This window comes from Caldimonas sp., assembly GCF_046289365.1.
Taxonomy (GTDB): domain Bacteria; phylum Pseudomonadota; class Gammaproteobacteria; order Burkholderiales; family Burkholderiaceae_C; genus Caldimonas.
In genome coordinates this window covers 1-1971 of record NZ_JBKBVU010000335.1, presented here as the reverse complement: position 1 = coordinate 1971, position 1971 = coordinate 1, and the positions used below count along the sequence as shown (strand labels likewise).

2 protein-coding genes are annotated in these 1971 nt (G+C 68.9%); both read left to right on the top strand.

Translation table 11 applies throughout. The features are described from left to right. Positions 1-46: 46 nt before the first annotated feature. Positions 47-820, top strand: coding sequence for an ATP-binding cassette domain-containing protein (locus tag ACK42S_RS17780; RefSeq protein WP_409710751.1), 774 nt, complete (start codon positions 47-49; stop codon positions 818-820). Then, the coding region (locus ACK42S_RS17775; RefSeq protein WP_409710748.1) for an ABC transporter permease at positions 817-1971 on the top strand (1155 nt) is incomplete at its 3' end. The genes ACK42S_RS17780 and ACK42S_RS17775, both read left to right, overlap by 4 nt.

The following is a 1971-nucleotide window of genomic DNA, read 5'->3' as shown; positions in this document are numbered from 1 at the left end:
TCTCTCATGGGCGGCGGATTAAGGTCTCATCGCACTGGGGGAATCCATGAAGAGAATTGCAGTCGTTGCCGGCGTGGCGCTCGGCGCTGCGGGCTGTGTGCCGACGGTGCACGAGACCCTAACGGTGTCATGCGCGGACTTTATCGGACGGCCGATCTCGTGGTTCCGCGCCGGCATCATTTCCTTTATCACGCAGTCTATAACACATGCGGTGGGGTTTGCGATCGTCGTCGGTGCTACGGTTCGCTACAAGCTCTATAGTGCCATCGGTTTCAATTTGTTCGAAGTGGCCAAAGTGCAATTGTTCTTCGTTGTCACCTTCGGGCTCGGCTGTCTCGTGCTCGGCGGCGGCACGCTTCTGATCGAACCCTATGTGCTCGCCCGCGCAACCGGCATTTCCGAACTGTGGTGGCGCCTGGCCGGGAGCGCGCTCCTTGCCCTGGTCGCCGGCGTTCTCGTGTGGGGGGCCTGGTTCCACCGACCGATCCGGGTCGGCGGCCAGGTGTTCGTGCTTCCCTCGGCCAAGATCACTCTTCTGCAGATCCTCCTGGGTGTGGCCGATCTGGCGGGGCGCCGCCCCCATGAGCTCAGCGGGGGCCAGGCCCAGCGGGTGGCCCTGGCCCGCGCGGTGCTGCGCGAGCCCCGCGTGCTGCTGGCCGACGAGCCCACCGCCAGCCTGGACGACGAGGCGGCCGCCGACGTGCTGGCGCTGTTGCGCGAGCAGTGCCGCCAGCGGGGCGCGACCCTGGTGATTGCCACCCATGACCGCCGCGTGGTGCAGGCGCTGGCGGGCGACGATCCGGTGGAGTTGCGGCTGTGAACCTCGCACGCCTGTCGTGGACCTACCTCTGGGCGCGTCCGCTGGTGACGCTGCTGCATCTGCTGCTGCTGAGCCTGGGCCTGGCGGCGATCAGTCTGGTGTTGCTCGTCAGCGAGCAGGTCGAGCAAGGCCTGCGGCGCGACCTGGCCGGCATCGATCTGGTCGTGGGGGCCAAGGGCAGCCCGTTGCAACTCATCCTGTCCGGGGTGTTTCATCTGGATGTGCCCCCCGGCAACATCCCGGCCGAGACCGTGCACGAGTTGCGTTCACATCCGCTGGTCGAGACGGTCATCCCGGTCTCGCTGGGCGACAGCTACCGGGGGTTTCGCATCGTGGGCACCGAGCCGGCCTACCTGGAGCACTACGGCGCGAAGCTCACCCAGGGCCGCCTCTGGGCGGGGACGCTGGAGGCCGTGCTGGGGGCCGATGTGGCGGCACGCACGGGCCTGCGCCCGGGCGACCGCTTCGTCGGCGTGCACGGGTTGGGCAGCGAGGGCGAGGCCCATGGCGACACCCCCTACACCGTGGTGGGGGTGCTCGAACGCAGCGGCAGGGTGCTCGACCGGCTGATCCTCACCTCCACCGAGTCGGTGTGGGAGGTGCACGAGACCGAGACCGCGTTGGACGAGGAGGACCGCCGCTACCTCGAGGCTGAGCGCGAAGTCACCCTGCTGTTGCTGCGCTACCGCAGCCCGCTGGCGGCCGTGAGCCTGCCGCGGCTGATCCATGCCCAAACGGCGCTGCAGGCGGCCTCACCGGCACTGGAGACGGCCCGCCTGCTGCGCATCGTCGGGGTGGGGGCCGAGGTGTTGCGCGGGTTCGGGCTGGTGCTGCTGGTGGTGGCGGCGCTGTCGGTGTTCATCGGCCTGTACCATGCCGTGCGCGAGCGGGCCAACGACCTGGCCATGCTGCGCATGCTGGGGGCCCCGCCGCACAAGGTGGCTGCCGTGGTGCTGGTCCAGGCCCTGTGGCTGGCCGCGGGGGGCTTGTTGCTCGGCCTGGCCCTGGGCCACGGCTTGACGTCTCTGTTAGGCTGGGCCCTGGCGCAGCGCCAGTCGGTGGCGCTGAGCGGCTGGACCTGGCTGGGCGCCGAATGGGGCGTCATTATTGTGATGGACGCCAAGACCGGAGACCTGTTGGCCATGGCGGAC